17 protein-coding genes are annotated in these 15796 nt (G+C 68.0%); 5 read left to right on the top strand and 12 right to left on the bottom strand.

Going from position 1 to position 15796, the window contains the following annotated elements; genetic code table 11:
* Positions 1-78: 78 nt before the first annotated feature.
* The 4 genes from FXF75_RS17150 to FXF75_RS17140 all read right to left on the bottom strand — a co-directional run bounded on the left by FXF75_RS17150 (position 79) and on the right by FXF75_RS17140 (position 2752).
* Positions 79-513, bottom strand: coding sequence for a hypothetical protein (locus FXF75_RS17150; protein ID WP_163523072.1), 435 nt, complete (start codon positions 511-513; stop codon positions 79-81).
* A gap of 159 nt (positions 514-672) precedes the next feature.
* The gene (locus FXF75_RS22220; RefSeq protein ID WP_205427800.1) at positions 673-822 is read right to left on the bottom strand and encodes a hypothetical protein; all 150 of its coding nucleotides are present in this window, start codon (positions 820-822) and stop codon (positions 673-675) included.
* Positions 823-1004: 182 nt separating this feature from the next.
* Positions 1005-1862, bottom strand: coding sequence for a ribose-phosphate diphosphokinase (locus FXF75_RS17145; protein WP_163523071.1), 858 nt, complete (start codon positions 1860-1862; stop codon positions 1005-1007).
* A 107-nt stretch (positions 1863-1969) separates the two neighbouring features.
* Entirely contained in the window at positions 1970-2752 is a 783-nt protein-coding gene (locus tag FXF75_RS17140; protein ID WP_240334754.1) for a hypothetical protein, read from the bottom strand.
* A gap of 662 nt (positions 2753-3414) precedes the next feature.
* On the opposite strand from FXF75_RS17140, the gene glmM reads away from it, so the two are divergent.
* On the top strand, positions 3415-4779 hold the full coding sequence (glmM, locus tag FXF75_RS17135; RefSeq protein ID WP_163523070.1) for a phosphoglucosamine mutase: 1365 nt from the start codon (positions 3415-3417) through the stop codon (positions 4777-4779).
* Positions 4780-4784: 5 nt separating this feature from the next.
* Here glmM and FXF75_RS17130 read toward each other — a convergent pair whose 3' ends face one another.
* Both FXF75_RS17130 and hisI read right to left on the bottom strand, forming a co-directional pair.
* Positions 4785-5933, bottom strand: coding sequence for a hypothetical protein (locus tag FXF75_RS17130; RefSeq protein WP_163523069.1), 1149 nt, complete (start codon positions 5931-5933; stop codon positions 4785-4787).
* 28 nt (positions 5934-5961) lie between these two features.
* Complete coding sequence (gene hisI / locus FXF75_RS17125) at positions 5962-6399, bottom strand: phosphoribosyl-AMP cyclohydrolase (RefSeq protein WP_163523068.1); 438 nt, start codon at positions 6397-6399, stop codon at positions 5962-5964.
* Positions 6400-6559: 160 nt separating this feature from the next.
* Between hisI and FXF75_RS17120 the strand changes: the two genes are divergently transcribed.
* Entirely contained in the window at positions 6560-7819 is a 1260-nt protein-coding gene (locus FXF75_RS17120; RefSeq protein WP_163523067.1) for a sodium:calcium antiporter, read from the top strand.
* Between the two features lie 13 nt (positions 7820-7832).
* Here the strand turns inward: FXF75_RS17120 and FXF75_RS17115 are convergent, their stop codons facing one another.
* The 5 genes from FXF75_RS17115 to hisB all read right to left on the bottom strand — a co-directional run bounded on the left by FXF75_RS17115 (position 7833) and on the right by hisB (position 12872).
* On the bottom strand, positions 7833-8474 hold the full coding sequence (locus tag FXF75_RS17115; protein WP_163523066.1) for a YigZ family protein: 642 nt from the start codon (positions 8472-8474) through the stop codon (positions 7833-7835).
* A complete protein-coding gene (locus tag FXF75_RS17110; RefSeq protein WP_163523065.1) occupies positions 8467-9648 on the bottom strand; it encodes an AI-2E family transporter in 1182 nt (393 codons plus the stop codon). The genes FXF75_RS17115 and FXF75_RS17110 overlap by 8 nt, the downstream gene beginning before the upstream one ends.
* Positions 9649-9771: 123 nt before the next feature.
* Positions 9772-11124, bottom strand: a complete 1353-nt coding sequence (locus tag FXF75_RS17105) for a sorbosone dehydrogenase family protein (RefSeq protein ID WP_163523064.1) — start codon at positions 11122-11124, stop codon at positions 9772-9774.
* Between the two features lie 363 nt (positions 11125-11487).
* Complete coding sequence (locus FXF75_RS17100) at positions 11488-11991, bottom strand: ACT domain-containing protein (RefSeq protein ID WP_163523063.1); 504 nt, start codon at positions 11989-11991, stop codon at positions 11488-11490.
* 293 nt (positions 11992-12284) lie between these two features.
* Entirely contained in the window at positions 12285-12872 is a 588-nt protein-coding gene (gene hisB / locus FXF75_RS17095; protein WP_163523062.1) for an imidazoleglycerol-phosphate dehydratase HisB, read from the bottom strand.
* A gap of 110 nt (positions 12873-12982) precedes the next feature.
* Between hisB and FXF75_RS17090 the strand changes: the two genes are divergently transcribed.
* Positions 12983-13162, top strand: coding sequence for a hypothetical protein (locus FXF75_RS17090; RefSeq protein WP_163523061.1), 180 nt, complete (start codon positions 12983-12985; stop codon positions 13160-13162).
* Here FXF75_RS17090 and hisA read toward each other — a convergent pair.
* Complete coding sequence (gene hisA / locus FXF75_RS17085) at positions 13159-13887, bottom strand: 1-(5-phosphoribosyl)-5-[(5-phosphoribosylamino)methylideneamino]imidazole-4-carboxamide isomerase (protein WP_163523060.1); 729 nt, start codon at positions 13885-13887, stop codon at positions 13159-13161. The genes FXF75_RS17090 and hisA overlap by 4 nt on opposite strands.
* A 142-nt stretch (positions 13888-14029) precedes the next feature.
* Between hisA and serB the strand changes: the two genes are divergently transcribed.
* On the top strand, positions 14030-14668 hold the full coding sequence (gene serB / locus FXF75_RS17080) for a phosphoserine phosphatase SerB (protein ID WP_163523059.1): 639 nt from the start codon (positions 14030-14032) through the stop codon (positions 14666-14668).
* A gap of 69 nt (positions 14669-14737) precedes the next feature.
* Entirely contained in the window at positions 14738-15775 is a 1038-nt protein-coding gene (locus tag FXF75_RS17075) for an NAD(P)/FAD-dependent oxidoreductase (RefSeq protein WP_163523058.1), read from the top strand.
* Positions 15776-15796 lie beyond the last annotated feature (21 nt).

The following is a 15796-nucleotide window of genomic DNA, read 5'->3' as shown; positions in this document are numbered from 1 at the left end:
AACGGCGTGCTAAATACAGAGCGTATGCTAACCGACTCGTATTCTCGGTAGTTACTTGGAATATCTCAGCGGAGACTATTATGTTCTGCACCAGTTCTGTGTCACCGTTGCCGTGTTCTCCGAGACGAGGGTGATTTCGATGTGTTCACCCGTTTCTGAATCGGGACAGTCGGGAACGAAGGTGTACTCGCAAATGTATCCACTCTCGTTCTTCACTCGAACGAGCGCCTTTACCGCGTCGAAGACGTTCTCTCTCTCCGTATATGCTTCGTCGTCTCTACCGACGTCAATCCATTCTGCAAACAACTGCTTCTCAGAGAGGTCCTGCTCTATATCCGCTGGGAGAATCTCGATAAAGAGTGAGTAACTCTCTTGCGTGAGATTCGACACGGAAAGAGAAACTGGTCGGTTTCCCGCGTCAGTACATCCACTTAGCCCGACCGTTAGACCCGTACCGACCGCGGTCAGGAACGTCCGCCGAGAGGAGGGCATTATTACCGAGCCGTCAGTCATTCTCAATAAGATTTCTCCCATGCCCCAAACTCTTCCGAGGAGTTCGCTACGTTCGCACCACAGATTCGGCGCTCGTCTCGCCGCCACGAAACGCGTAGAGCGTTCGTCCGGCAACCGATGCATTTCCGAGTGCGTATCCAGCAACGGCTGTTCCCTCGATTACGCCCACTGAATCCACCAGACGATACCCAACAACATCAACCCGATACCGAGCGTAGAGGTCGCAGGCTCGGGAATTAGAAAGAGGATAAACCCGATTCCGATGAGTATCGTCGGTTCCACTTCCTCCAAGTTGTCCGAGATGCCCATAGCTCCGTTACTCGGTCTACGAACAAGGAGTTGTTGACCCCCATGTCTCGAATAACCTTCCGGGCGACTGCGAAGAGTTAGCATGACTGCAATCGAATCGTTCCGAATCTCACGAGACCCGAATGCCACTGGCCCATCACCACGGCCCTCCCCTATCTCCCCAAATTGCCACCGAAGCGCTCCTACAACTGCTCCGCGATTGCGGGCGCGACCGACACCTCGCTCACAGGTCGTTCAATCGTATCGGTCCCGCAAATCGCCTCGACGCCCGCCTTCGATAGCTTCGTCACCGCGTTCGACGCCAGCATCGGATGGACGCAGGTCACGAACACCCGCGAGGCCCCCTTCGCCGCCAGAATCTCGACCGCGCCGGACATCGTGGACCCGGTGGCGATGATGTCGTCGGTCACGACCACGTCGCGGCCCGACACGTCGGTGTCGCTCGGAGTCAGTTCTACTTCGGTGCCGGAGTGGCGCGTCTTCTCGAAGTAGTCGGTGTCGCCAGCGCCGTAGGCGTCCCGGACCGTCGCGGCGATGTCGAGCGCGCCCTCGTCGGGCGAGAGGAAGACGGGGTCCGAGAGGTCGGCCGGGAGCGGGTCGGCGAGTCGTCCGGCGGCGTCCACGGGTTCGGCGGGCACCTCGAAGAAGTCACAGACCGCGTTCTCGTGGGGGTTGACCGTCAGCACGCGGTCGGTGCCCGAGGAGATGGCGCGGGCGACCGCCCGGGCCGAGACCGGGTGGCCCGCCTCGAAGGCCTCGTCCTGCCGGGCGTAGCCCATGTACGGCAGGACGGTCACGACCTCCGACGCGCCCCACTCGCGGGCGGCGTCCTGCAGCTGGAGCAGTTCGACATGGGCCTCCGCGGAGACGGTCGAAGCGACGACGACGGCCCGGTCGTCGTCGGACTCTGCGAACCCGGGCGCGGCCGCCAGCAGTTCGCCGTCCGGGAATCGGTCGTACTCGACGCTGGCGAGGGGTTCGTCCAACTCGGCCGCGAGTTCGGCCGCGAGGACCTGCGAGGTTGACCCGCTGATAATCATGTGCGAGGGGTGTACGTCGGCGGGTAAATCGGTTTTCAATCCGAGACCGTCTCACTTCCGTCGCCGAACGCGGCCGGAGCGGCCTCGGACCCCGACTGTCGCTCTGCCTACGGCGCGGCGACGGCACGCACGCCCCGGAGACCGAGTATCTGGTGTCGCCACCCGTCACCGACCGACAGCAGGAACGTCCCGTTCGCGGTGACCGCGTAGGCCCCCTCGCCGTGGTCCACCGCGACCACGCGCTCCTCGACCGGTAGCGCCGCCTCGGCCCACTCGCCGTTCTCGCGGGCGAACAGGCCGTTCTCGCCCGCGGCGTGTGCCCACCCGAGCGGTCCCGTTCCGCCGGTCTCCGTCCCGGCGTCCTCCGTTCGAGGTTCGGCGGCGGCGCTGACCGCGCGGAACTCGCCGTCGAGTTCGTCCAGCCACCCGTTCCCGAGTCGGTAGAGACCCTCGCCGGTCGCCGCCAGCGGGACTGCACCCCCGGCCACGTCCCGGGCGTCTTCGAGACCGACGTGGCGCAGTTCGTCGCCGGTCGCCCGGTAGACGCCCGACGCCGCGGCGACGAACTCGCCGTCGATGGCCCGCACGTCGGCCAGTTCGCCGAGTTCGGTCCAATCGCCCTCGCCGCCGCGGAGGACGGTCCCGTCGTCGCTGGCGACGAGCAGTCCGCCGTCCCCGACGAATCCGACCGCCGCGGCCGGGCCGACGCCGAGACCGTGGAACCGTTCGGGTTCCGGGTCCGCGTCGGCCTCGCTCTGGCTCTCGCTTTCCGCGTCGCCCGTACTCTCACTTTCGTCCGCGTCTCCGTCGCCGAACACGCCGACCAGCACGTCCTCGTCGGTCGCGACCGCGAGGCGACCGTCCGCGCCCGCGCGTCGCGGGCCGAACACTGGTGGGCCAGTCCGAACTCGCCCACGAGGTCGTCGGAGGTGTTCACGCGGGCGACGCCGAACTCGCCGACGACGTACACCGGCGTCGTCCCTCGCTGGCGTCGTACACCCGCTTCTCGTCGATGCTGATGCCCATGCTCGAACGGGCGTCGCGGGGGAGTGAAAACGTTCGGATTGCGTCCGACGCTCCACTCGGCGAGTCCCCTGACGACCGCGGCGACCGCCAACGCGCGACCGGAACCGTTCTATCGGGACGGCTAGTTACCGTTTGAGCGAATCGGACCGCAACTGCACCGGACAACACGGCACCGCGACCGCGCCCCGTGCCTCCCCGCTTGCGAGCGCACGACCGCGCTCGCGGCGCGTCCCGTGGTTTGCGGAGGTCGGGCAACCCGGGGTCTGCTGAGGTCGGCGTAATTCGAGGTTTGCGGAGAAGTGAACCGGTCGGTAGTCCCGGGCGGCGCGGTCCGGGTGCGGGCGGACGTTCCGGGAAACGTTAGACCGATTTCACTCTCCCGGTCGCCGCCCTCGGAAACCGTCGATTCACGCTCGATTGCGGGGTATTTTCGCCGGTGAGGTGGGCCTATCTCCCGACCGTGAACCACTCCCTCACCGCGTCGCGCTCCGGAATAACTTTTGCCCGCGGGTCCTCACCCTCGGACATGAAAGTGTTCGGGTCCAGTGGTACTCGCGGGGTCGCCAACGAGGCGCTGACCCCCGAGTTCGTACTTAAAGTCGCCAAGGCCGCGGGGACGGTGTGGCGGGCCGACCGAGTGGGGGTCGCTCGGGACACTCGCGCGACCGGAAAGATGCTCTCGGACGCCGCCGCCAGCGGTCTCGCCAGCGTCGGCGCAGACGTTGACAGACTCGGAATCATCCCGACGCCGGGCGCGCAGGCCTACGCCGAGCGCGAGGAGACTCCCGTCGTGATGATAACCGCTTCGCACAACCCGCCGCAGTACAACGGCGTCAAGCTAATCGGGGACGACGGGGTGGAACTCGCGGTCGAAGAGCTAGAGCGCATCGAACAGAAGTTCCTCGCCGAGAAGTTCGACACCGCCCGCTGGAGCGAGACCGGCGAGAGCCGCCACGTCGAGGGCGCTCGCCGCGCGTACGTCGACGGCCTGCTCGACGCGGTGGACCGCGAGAAAATCGCCGACGCCGACCTCACGGTCGCGCTGGACCCCGGCCACGGCGCTGGTTCGCTCACCACCCCGGAGTTCTTCCGCAAACTTGGCTGTCGAGTCGTCACCGCCAACAGCCAACCCGACGGCCACTTCCCGGGTCGGGACCCCGAACCCGTCCCGGAGAACCTCGGCGACCTCGGCCGACTCGTGGAGGCGACCGACGCCGACGTGGGAATCGCCCACGACGGCGACGCCGACCGCGCCATCTTCTACGACGAGAACGGCGAGTACGTCGAGGGCGACGCCACGCTCGCGGCGCTCGCCGCCGCGAAACTCGACGCCGGCGACTCGGTCGTCTCGGCGGTCAACGTCTCCCAGCGCCTCGTGGACGTGGCCGACGAGCGGGACGCCTACCTCGAACTCACGCCCATCGGTTCGACCAACATCATCACCCGAATCCGCGAACTCCAGAGTCAGGGCAAGTCCGTCCCGGTCGCCGGCGAGGGCAACGGTGGCATCTTCTTCCCGAACTACCGACTCGCGCGCGACGGTGCCTACACCGCCGCGCAGTTCCTCGAACTCCTCGCCGACCGCCCGGCAAGCGAGGTCGTCGCGCCCTACGACGGCTACCACAACGTCCGCATCAACATCGAGTACGACGACGACGCCGAGCGCGAGGCCCTGCTGGACGCGGCCGAACGCGAGGCCCGGAACTCGGAGGCCGACACCACGACGCTCGACGGCTATCGCGTCGATTACGGCGACGCGTGGGTGCTGGCCCGGCCCAGCGGCACCGAACCGATGGTCCGCATCTACGCCGAGGCCCGCGACGAGGCCCGCGCCGAGGAACTGGCCGAGGAACTCGAAGGCCAGTTGCGGGCGGCGAAAGCAGAGGTCTGAGACCGCTATCGCTCGGGATACTCCGCCAGCGCCTCTTCTAACAGTTCTTTCTGCTCGCGCAGGTCGGCCAGTTCGTCCTCGACCGCACCGCTCGCCACCTTCTCGCGCTCCGCGTCGGAGAGTTCGGTCTTCGCCTCCGCGGCGGTCCGCAGGCGCTCGAACCGCTCGGCGTCGTGGACCACCGACAGGACCTCGCGCAGGTCCGCGACTACCTCGTCGGGCGCGAACCGCGAGACGACCGACACCAGTTCCTCGACGCGCCAGCGCAGTTCCGCGGCGGGCCGGGGCGGCCATTCGAGTTGCAGCGGTTCGGCGTCGAGTCGTTCGAGATACGTCTCGTTAGTCGCCACCGCGCGCTTCAGCGCGGCGGGACTCTCGACGTAGTGGTCGAGTTTCGAGTTGGAGTACCGGGCGTACTTCAGTAACTCCGAGATGGGTTCGGTCCCGGTCTCGTTGTTCCGGACGTACTCTCGGAGCGTCTCGGGCGGGTCGTCGAACTCGACCAGCGGGTAGTCGTCTGTCGTAGCCACGAACTCCAGCACCTCGCGGGCGCTGGCCTCCGACTTGAACGCCTCGAACGCCTCGCTCACGGACTCGTCGTAGCGCTCGATGGGGTCTCGAATCTCCTCGACCGGCGCGTCGAGGTCGGCGTCGCCGAGTTCCACCAGTCGCTCGCGCTCGGCGATTTCGTCGCGGAGGTCCGCGATGGCGTGGCCCACGTCGCGTCGCACCTCGTGGTAGCGTTCGAGCGCCGCCGCCCGCTCGGCGAGGAGTCCGGCGACCTCGCCCGCGGGTTTGAGGTCGTCGCGGGCGCGCTCGAAGTCCTCGTCGCTGAGTCGGCGCTTGTCGAATCGGTCGTTGGCGGCCTCGAAGGCGTCGCGCTCGGGGAGGTCGTCGGGCAGGCCCTCGACCAGCGACGCGAACTTCTCCTGAAACTTGATGAAGTTCCTGAAGTTCTCCTTACCCGTGCCGGTCGCCTGCCCCTCGTAGCGGTCGAGGAGGTCGGTCGCCCGGTCGTAGGCGTCGGCCACCGCTTCGACGGTCTCCTCGCCGTAGTCGGCGATTTCGGCGTCCACGTCGCGGTAGGCGGCGTCGGCGTCGGCGAACTTGGCGGGCAGGTCGGTCGCTGTCGTCGCGGTCTGTGATTCGCTCATCGTTGTCGGTGGTGCGCTCGTGTGTCCGTCATTCGTACACGTCGTCCGGGTCGAAGACTTTCTCGCCGACGACCTCACCGTCGAGCGTCCGGTGGAAACACGATTCGTGGCCGGTGTGGCACGCGCCGCCCTCCTGTTCGACGAGGTAGAGCAGCGCGTCGCCGTCGCAGTCGGCCCGGACTTCCCGGACGTGCTGGACGTGCCCGCTGGTCGCGCCCTTCTGCCACAACTCCTCGCGACTGCGCGAGTAGTAGTGAGCCAGTCCCGTCTCGCGGGTCTGCTCGACGGCCTCTGGGGTGACGTACGCGAGCATCAACACCTCGCCGGTGTCGGCGTCCTGTGCAATCGTGGGGATGCGACCCGTCTCCCCGAAATCGAGTTCGACGGCGCTCGCCTCGGCTTCGGAGTCGTCGCCGGGTTCCGCCTCGGCGCTCGCGTCCGCCTCGGCGCTGTGGGCGTCGGTCATGACGAAGTAGTTCGGCTTTCCCGGCGATATGTTTTGTGTGTCGGTCGGCGGGTCGGAGGCGGACGACCCCGGCGCGTTCGCCGGACGCGTGTAGAACTTTTCAACGGACTCGTCTACGCGGACTCGAAGCTACATGTGGCTCCGCGTGGTAGGAAGGCGCATGTCACGCTGGGGGGTCGGCGTCGGGGTGGCCGTAGTCGCGTTGCTCGTCGCGGTCGTCGCGGGTCCGGTCGCGCCCGCGTTGGCGCAGGACGGACAGGCGAGCGACGCCGCGGAGGGCGACGAGGACGAGGGCGGTATCGAGGGTCTCGTCGAGAGCGTCGTCGCGGGACACGGACTGGTCGGCGCGGTACTCGTGCTCGCTGCAGGCGGTCTCCTGCTGACCGCTAGCGTCAACCGACTCATCAGCTACCTGACTCGCGCGGCGTTCGGCCTGCGGGTGTCGCTGTTCGGTCTCGCCATCCTGTTCACCGGGGTCGAACTCGACGACACGGTGCTGGCGCTCGTCCTCTCGGGCGGGAACCTCGAAGGCGCTGCGCTCGGAACCGCGCTCGGGACGGCGCTCGCCATCGTCGGCGTCACGCTCGCCGTCGCCGCCGTCGTGCGACCGTTCTCCGTCGACCTGCCGACCGACTACCTCGTGCTGTTCGCGCTCGCGCCGGTGTTCGTCGTGCCGTTCGTCTTCGCTGGCACGCTGACGTTCGTCCACGGACTCCTGCTCGTCGGCGCGTTCGCTCTGGCGTTCGGCTACATCCTCGTCCGAGAGTACCGGCGCGACACGCCCGTCTTCCGGACCACCGACCTCGGCGCGTCGATACGCTCCGACGGGGGTGAGCGCGAGCGAAGCGAGCGCGATTCTCGTCGAAAAGCGGAGCGGACCGACGGCGGGGTCTCAGTGCCCTCCTCGGTGGCGGAGATTCCGGAGGACCGGGTGGTCGCGGGTCGCACCGGGGCCGGGTGGCTCTGGGTGACGCTGGCGCTCGTCGCGCTCGGGGGAATCGTCTTGGCCTCGATGCTGTTGGAGACGGGGTCGGGCGTCGTCGTGGATGAAACTGGCATCGCGGGCACCGTCTTCGGCGCGACCGTCCTGACCGCCATCCTGACCTTCGAGGACGTGATGCTCACGCTGGAACCGGTCCGGCGCGGCGTCCCGGAAATCGGCGTCGGCAACGTCCTCGGGAGCGTCCTCTTCTCGCTGACCGGCAACGTCGGGGTCATCATGCTGGTGAGCGACCTCACTATCTCGCGGTCGGTGCTGACGTTCCACCTCCCCGCGGTCGTCGTCGTCACCGCGCTCGCGGCCTACTTCCTCCGCGGGGGCCGAATGAAGCGGTGGCACGGGCTCCTGCTCGGCGGGTGCTACGTCGCCTACTGGGCGATTGCGCTCACCGTGTTCGGCGGGGTTCCGCTGGGCGGGTGAACCGACGTCTCGTTCACTCGTCGCCGTCGATGTCGGCCCGACCGCTCGTCGCGCTCCGGATACGGTCCCGGAGCGGTTCGGCCTCCTCGACCGGCACCCGGACTTCGAAGGCGACGCGCTCCTCGTAGTCGGCGTCGAACTCGGTCTCCGCGCTCTCCAGAATCCCGCGCACGGTCCCCGAGTCGTCGTACTCGACCGCGACCGAGAACCGCTCGCGGGGGCGCTCCTCGACGATTTCGGCGTCCTCGATGGCGTCCTTGACGCCGCGGGAGTACGAGCGCGCCAACCCGCCGACGCCGAGGTTCGTCCCGCCGTAGTACCGGGTCACGACCGCGACGACGTTCTCCACGCCCTCCTGCTGGAGGACGTTGAGCGCGGGCTTGCCCGCCGACCCGGAGGGTTCGCCGTCGTCGTCGCCGTACTCCCGGAGCAGTCCGCCGCCGGACCCGCGAGCGCCGTCGTCGCTCGACTCGCGTACCCGGTAGGCCGGGACGTTGTGGGTCGCGTCGTCGTACCGCTCGCGAATCTCGGCGATGAACGCCTCGGCCGCCTCGCGGTCCGCGGCGGGCGCGGCGTGACCGATAAACTCCGACCCGCGAATCTCGAACGTCGCTCGGCCCCGGCCAGCGACCGTCCGGAAGGTGTCTTCACCCATTCGTCTCGCCGTCGGCTTCGGTCTCGTCCGACTTGCCTCCGTCGGTCGTCACGTCGTCGGACGCGGCGTTCTCGGGCGTCGTCCCGAGCGACTCGGCCGCCTCGACCTCCCGGGTGACCGGGTCGCCGTGAATCAGTTCGGGCACCACGATTCGCGCGAGTTGGACGCCGAGGACGACCAACAGCGGGCCGAGGAACAGTCCGTACCAGCCGAACAGCATGGTGCCGCCGATGTAGGCGAACACCATGAGTCCGCCGTGGACGTTCCGGCCCGCGATTATCGGTCGGAGTATCGCCACCGGGAGCAGGTCGAGGACGAGAAAGCAGACCGCGAAGAACAGCATCGGGAACCAGAGCGCCCCCGACCCCGGTCCCCTCGTCGCCTGATACGTCAGCAGGAGGCCGACCGGGACGTAGACTATCTTGCCCACGACGAGCGGAACCAGCGTCGCCAACCCGGTCAACAGCGCGACCAGCGCCGGGGCCGGGACCGCGAGGTCCGGCGGCGCGACGAGGTTCAGGCCGTTGTAGACCACGAGACCCAGCACCGTGACCGCGAAGACGGTCAGGACGTTGCCGACGTAGACCGAGTGGAGGTCCCGGTCCACCGCCAGCGCGTAGGTGTAGGCCGCCGACCCCTCGGACCCGAACTGGTCGCGGTACCACGCCGCGAGTCGGCCGTCCTCGCGCAGGAGGACGAACGCCAGCAGCAGCGACAGGAAGAAGTGCGCCAGTGCGGTCGCCGCCGTCGAGAGGCCCGACACGACCGCCGAGAGCAACTCCTGACTGTTCGTCCGGGCGGGTTCGGGACCGAGGACTTTCTGGAGGTCCTCGACCAACGCCGTCGGATTCTGGGGCGACCACGGGACGAACCGCGCGAACGACGAGGGGTCGCTCCCGGTCAGTTGACTCAACTCCTGTATCCCGACCACGGCGGTGTAGCCGACCAGCAGTACCACGGGCACCGTCACCAGAACCATGGTCAGGTCGGCGGCGGTGTCCGAGGAGAGTCGGCGGCGCAACCGCCTGTCGAGCGGTCGCATCCCGTAGTAGAGGAAGACGCCGAACACGACCGTCCCGACGAACGACCAGAGGACGAACGCGAGGAGTCCGAGCATCGCGGCGGTGAACACCCACCACGCGAGGCGCTCTCGGTCCTCCGGGAGAATCGCCATGGGCTACTGTTGTCAGTCGAGCGGTAAAGGAGCGCGGGCCGACCTCCGGGTAGCGGGCCGAGCGTGCGGCGGTGGGCCGAGTACTCAGAACAGACTGAGTGAATCGCCGGGTCGGCGCGACCGTCACTCGGCGGGGACGACCCGGTGGAGTCCGTCGGCGTCGCTCCCGCCGCCGAGGACGTAGAGTTCGCCGTCGGGGCCGCGGCCGAACGAGTAGACGCGACCGACCTTCTGGGCGTCGTCCCCGGCCACCGGCAGGACGCGTGTCGGCCAGAGACCGTCGTCGGAGGGAATCGCGACGAACAACCGCCCCTCGGCCGACAGGTCGGCGAAGACGTACGCGCCGGTCAGGTCCGGGAGCGCCGCCCCGCGGTAGACGTGGCCGCCGATGACCGAGACGCCACTGACGCCGTCGCCCGAGTGCGGATACTCGATGACGGGGTCTACAAGAGGTTCGCCGCCGCGCACATCGTCTGGCGTGCTGTCCGGACAGTCGTCCGCCGAGTAGCAGTGGGTGCCCTCTTTGACGTTCCAGCCGTAGTTACCGCCCTTCTCGACCAGACTCACCTCCTCGTACCCGCTCTGCCCCACGTCCGCGACGAGCAACCGCCCGCGGTCGAACGCCATCCGCCACGGGTTCCGGAACCCCCACGCGTAGTGTTCGGGGAGTCTCTCGCCGCCGTCCGCGAAGGGGTTGTCGTCGGGGATGGCGTAACTTCGGTTCCCCGACGCCTCGCTGTCCACGTCGAGTCGCAGGACGCTCCCGAGCAGGTTCCGGGTCACGTCCTGCCCGTTACCGCCGGGGACGGCGTCGTACCAGTCCTCGACGTGTCCCTCGCCTCGGTCGCCGGCGGACCCGCCGTCGCCCACGCCGACGTAGAGGTAGCCGTCCGGCCCGAAGAGGACGGACCCGGCGTTGTGGTTGCCCTGCGGTTCGGGAATCTCCAGAAGCGTCCGCTCGGAGTCCGGCTCGGCTCGCGTCCCGTCGTCGGTCGCCTCGAACTCCGAGAGGACGAACGTGTGGTCGTAGTCGTCTGGCGTGCCCGAGCGCGGCGGCGCGCTGTAGCGCACGAACATCCGGCGATTCTCGGCGAACTCAGGGTGGAGAGCGATACCCAGCAGACCGGTCTCGCCCCCGGACACGACCGTCTCGCGCAGGTCGAGGAACGGGTGGTCGCGCAGGCCGCCCGACTCGTGGACGTGGACGAGACCCTGCTGGTCGGCGACGTACCGCCGGTCGGCGTCGGGCGCGAACGCCACGTCGAGGGGTACCCCGAACCCGGACGCCAGCGTTTCGAGACCGACTGAATCGGGAAGCGACTCGACTGCTGTCGTGGTTCCGGTCGCGCCCGAATCGGTCGTCGTCTGCTCGCTCTCCGCCGGTCCGTCGGCCAACTGCGAGCAACCGGCGAGTCCCGCCGTCGCGCTCGCGGCCGCGAACGCGAGGAACTGTCGTCGCGTCGAACCGAAGGTCATAGGAGTGGTGTGGGGTCGGAAACGGAAATAGTTGGGCGCGCTGGGTGAGACACTGACCTCTCGAAACACTTACTGACACAGCCATCTCCGGCGCGTACTGGCGTCATCGCGCCGTGGCGCGATTGCTCGGAAGACGCGGGTTGTCTTCCGGCGGACCCTCGTGGTCCGCCAACGCTGTGCGAGGGACGAGCGAACGAAGTGAGCGAGGAGGCTGGGGAGGCGTGAGGCTGCCGCGGTGCGGCGCCGTGCGGTCGCGGTAACTCCTCGGTGTCGGCAATGGCTAGCTTCTCGGTTCGGCTTCCTCCACTTCGCCAGTACGAGACGATTCCCCGGCGATTCGCAACTGCCCCCGAAACCGACCCCTTACTTCAACTCGATTTTGCGCACGAACTCGAGGTTCTTCAACTCGTTCAGCACGTCGCCGGGAACGTCGTCGTCGGTGACGAGGTAGAGGCGGGGTTCGTCGGTGAACTCCGGGTCCTCGCTGACGGTTTGGCGAATCGAGATGTCGTTCTCGGCCAGCATGGTCGTGACCGTCGCCACGATGCCGGGTTGGTCGGCGTCGTTCACGTTGACGGTCAGGACGTTCAGGTCGAGGACGGGCGCGAGGTCCATCAGACTCGGAATCGAGGAGATGTTCTGGAAGATGCGGCGCAACTCCTCGTCGGCGAGGATGGCGTCGGTGGTCGAGTCCACGACCCGGCGGTCCACGTCGATTTCGCGGGCTATCTGGGTGTTCGGAATCTCGATGGACCCGGAGACGACCCGGCCCTCGTCGTTGACCGAGAACCCGCGTTCGAGGAGGAGTCGTATCACGGCTTGCTGGGAGGGACTCCCCTCGAACTTCTGCATAATCTCGTCGAACATCTGTTGGCAGATAATGGGATGGCAGGGTGCTTAGTCGTTGTCTCTCGCAACGTGTCCCGTCGAGAATGCAGGATTTGTCCGAATCGGGTAAAGGTACCGTGGGCTGAGCGAACTAGCGACAGGCTTGAGCCTATTATACCGCGACTGCACCGCCACAGCGGGCCACACCCTCCCCAACCGATTGCGGTCCTCGGTCTTCGCTCCGCTCCGACCTGCGGTCCTCATCCCTCGCACGGAATTGGCGCGACACGAGGGTCGCGCAGCGCGCGCCGGTCCGAAAATTCGATAGCGCGCTACAACTTCCCCTTCGTACTCGCCACGTCACTCCGCCTATCGTCGATTCGCGTCGCGTCGTCCAGCGCCCGCGCCAGCGACTTGAACATCGCTTCGATTTCGTGGTGGGCGTTCTCGCCCGAGACCTCGACGTGGAGCGTCAGTCCGGCGTTCGTGGCCAGCGAACGCGCGAAGTGCTTCGCCATGTGGCTGGTCATGTCCCCGACGCTGGCCTGCGAGAACTCGCCGTCGAACTCGAAGAGGGGTCGCCCGCTCACGTCCACGACGACGCCCGCGACGGCCTCGTCCAGCGGGACCTTCCGGTCGGCGAATCGCACGATACCGCGCTTGTCGCCCAGCGCCTCTTCGAGGGCGTCGCCGAGCGTGATGGCAACGTCCTCGACGGTGTGGTGGTCGTCGATTTCGAGGTCGCCGTCGCAGCGCACCGTCAGGTCGAACAGGCCGTGCTTGGCGAAGCTTTCGAGCATGTGGTCGAAGAAGCCGACGCCCGTCTCGACCGTGGCGTCGCCGTCGCCGTCCACGTCGAGGGTCACCTCGATGTCCGTCTCGGCGGTCTCGCGGGTCACCGCGGCGGTTCGGTCGCTCATACTCGACAGTTAGCCCCCACGCACAAGGTCGTTACCTTCGGGCGCGCCGGAGATGACGAACGTCTGACAAAGTTATTTGTGTTTGCTCACGGTAGAGTCGTCCGTAACCAATGCGAAAAATCGACGTACTGATGTTGCTCGCCCTGTTCCACGGGAGTCTGCTGTCGCTCGGCGACGGCGCGGTCGTGGGCGTTCCGCTGCTCCTCGCCAGCGCCTACCTGCTGGCGAAACCGCGAGCGCGCCGGACCAGAGAGCGCGGTACGACCGCGGCGACTGCCCGGTCGCGCTAAGCCGAGTTGGCCTCTTCGAGCGTGAACTCGCCCTCGTAAAGCGCGGTCCCGACGACGACCGCCGCGGCCCCCGCGTCGCGGAGCGCCCGCACGTCCGAGAGCGTGGCGACGCCGCCCGACGCCACGACCGGAATCTCGACCGCTTCGACCACCTCGCGCACGCGGTCGGTCTGGACGCCCGCGAGCTGTCCTTCCACGTCCACGTCGGTGAACAGAATCGCTCCCGCGCCCAGTTCCTCGTAGCGCGCCGCGGCCTCTGCGGGGTCGAGACCCGTCCCCTCGGTCCACCCCGAGACGACGACTTCGCCGTCCTTCGCGTCGAGGCTGACCGTCACCGACCCCGGATACTCCGCGGAAATCTCCTCGACTATCTCGGGGTTCTCGACCGCCGCCGTGCCCAGAATCACGCGGTCCACCCCGCGTTCGAGCAGGTCGGTCGCGTCCGCCACGGTCCGAATCCCGCCGCCCAACTGCACGTCAATGTCCTCGTCCACCGCGTCGAGGACCGCCTCGACCGCCGCGGCGTTCGCTCGCTCGCCCTCGAACGCGCCGTCGAGGTCCACGAGGTGGAGCGTCTCCGCGCCCTGCTCGACCCACCGCCGGGCCGCCTCGACGGGGTCGCCGTAGCTCTTCTCGGTGCCGCGCTCGCCCTGCACCAACTGGACGACCTCGCCGTCCTGCATATCGACGGCGGGGACGACCTCGAACTCGGGGAAGTGCGTCATGGGCGTCGATAGGCGGAGCGGCGGTTAAAGGCTCACCCTTCGCCCGTCGTCCTTCTTCCCGTGCTGTTCGCCCGTCGTCGTCCGTCTCGCGCTACCTGCGCCTTCCGGTCGTTTCAAGCCCCCGGCAGACGAACCCCCGGCCATGTCACTGGTCGCGTTCGACTTCGACGGGACGCTGTCGGACTCGGAGATGACGGTCCTGCTCGGCGAGCAGAAGGGTGTGGCCGACGAGATGGCCGACATCACCGAGCGAGCGATGAACGACGAAATCAGCTACGCCGAGAGCCTGCGCGACCGGGCCGCCCTGCTGGAGGGTCTCCCGGAGGCCGACGCCGAGGACGCTTTCGAGGAGGTGTACCTCCGCCCCGACGCCGGCACGGTCATCCGCGAACTGAACGAGGCGGGCGTGACCACCGCCATCCTGACCGGCGGGTTCGAGCGCGGCGTCGAAGTCGCGCTGGAGCGCGAGGGCGTCTCGGTCGATACCATCGTCGCCAACCGTCTGCCGGTCGCGGACGGCGAACTCACCGGCGAGGTGGAAGGCCCGCTCATCGAGGGGACGAAGGACGACGCGCTCGAACGCCTCGCCGGCGAGCGCGAAATCGACATCCGCGACACCGTCGCGGTCGGCGACGGCGCGAACGACCTCCCGATGCTGGAGGTGGCGGGTCTCGCGGTCGGCTTCTCGCCCAAGCCCGCGGTTCGGCCCTCCTGCGACGTGACGGTCTCCACGATGGAGCGACTCCGAGAGGTGTTCGACGAGGAGGGACTGCTGGACTGAGTCGCTATCCGGACACACCGCCGACTCGAGGCAGACACCCTTTTCCCGCCGGACTCCGACGACTTCACCATGACCCGAATCGCCGTCGTGGGCGCGGGCGCGGCCGGACTCGGGGTCGCCTACGCGCTCCGCGAGACCGACGCCGAGGTCACCGTCTTCGAGCGCCGCGAGTCGGTCGGCGGCCGGGCGGCGACCCGCCGCCGCGACGACTGCGTCTACGACGTGGGGGCGAACTACTGCAAGGACGACGACGAGCGCGTCTCTCGACTCCTCACCGAGGAACTCGCCGACGGACTCGTCGAAACCGAGGGACCGGTCTGGACCTTCGACGCCGACGGAGAGGTATCCGAGGGCCGAGGCGACGACGCCCCGAAGTGGACCTACCGCGAGGGACTGGCGACGCTGGGCGACCGACTCCGCGGGGCCGGCGGAGCGACTGTCAGAACCGGGACCGAGGTCAGGACGCTCACGCGTGAGAGCGCGGCTACCGGCGACCGGTGGCACGTCGAGACCGACGCCGGCGACGAACTCGCGGCGGACGCGCTCGTCCTGACCCCGCCCGCGCCGACGACCGCCTACCTGCTCGACCGGGCCGACTGGGACGAGTCGCTGTGCGGGGACCTCGTGGAGACCGCGGCCAACGTTCCCTACCGGACCCTGCTCTCGGTCGCGCTCCACTACCCCTCCCGCGCTGACCTACCCTACTACGCTCTCGTGAACGCCGACAAGGACCACGAACTCGGCTGGGTTTCCCGCGAGGAGTGCAAGCCCGGCCACGTCCCCGGAGGCGAGAGCCTGCTAATCGTCCAGCCCTCCCCCGAGTGGTCGCGGAACCGCTACGACGACGCTGACGACGAAATCGCGATGGCGGCCGCCGACCGGGTCGCCGAACTGCTGGACGACCCCGACCGCTACCAGTTCGACTGGGCCGACGTGGTGCGGTGGCGCGACGCGCTCCCGGACTCGGGGGCCGACCGCGCAGTCCTCGACCGCGGGGCCGAGGCCGACCTCTTCTTCGCGGGCGACTGGGTGGTCGGCGAGGGCCGAGTTCACGCCGCGCTCCGCAGCGGTCTCGAAACGGGCGAGCGAATCGCCGAGACGCTCTGAACGACTCCCTTCAGTCTCGAC

It is taken from the genome of Halorussus sp. MSC15.2, from assembly GCF_010747475.1.
Taxonomy (GTDB): domain Archaea; phylum Halobacteriota; class Halobacteria; order Halobacteriales; family Haladaptataceae; genus Halorussus.
Note: the sequence above shows the minus strand (reverse complement) of the source record. Positions and strands in the feature narration are given on the sequence as shown.